Source organism: Microvirga sp. HBU67558, assembly GCF_018069605.1.
GTDB classification, from domain to species: domain Bacteria; phylum Pseudomonadota; class Alphaproteobacteria; order Rhizobiales; family Beijerinckiaceae; genus Microvirga; species Microvirga terrae.
Genome location: NZ_JAGPUP010000208.1, coordinates 1 through 476, shown reverse-complemented (window position 1 = coordinate 476; position 476 = coordinate 1). Strand labels below are relative to the sequence as shown.

General features: G+C 65.3%; 1 pseudogene. It reads right to left on the bottom strand.

Annotated features, from left to right (window positions below):
• A pseudogene (locus KBI52_RS00870) lies at window positions 1–476 on the bottom strand (hypothetical protein); the annotation flags it as partial.

The window sequence follows — 476 nt, the reverse complement described above, 5'->3', positions numbered from 1 at the left end:
CACGAACTTGCTGGCCGCCAGGGTTCCCGTCGATCCGAGCTTGGTGAAAACCGAGTCGTTGAGACGGATGGTATCATCCGCCACGTTGAAGTCGGTGATCGTGTCGACATTGCCGGAGCCCAGCTTGGTGTCGAACGTGAAGGCGTCCTTGCCCGAACCACCCGTGAGGATGTCGCTGCCGCCTTTGCCCCACAGGTAGTCGTTGCCACCCCTGCCATCGATCTTATCGACCGCTGTCGTGCCGACCAGCCTGTTGTTGCTGCTGTTCCCCGTGATGGTGTTCGTGGGGGTCGGAGTCGGTGTGGGGGTAGGCGTCGGCGTGGGGGTCGGAGTTGGCGTGGGGGTCGGCGTCGGCGTGGGGGTCGGCGTAGGAGTCGGAGTCGGCGACGGCTCGGAGCCGACGGACCCATACTCGAATGCACCGAGGTCTGCGGTTGCGCCGAGATAGGCGCGGCCGCTGACGGCGACGCCCTTGT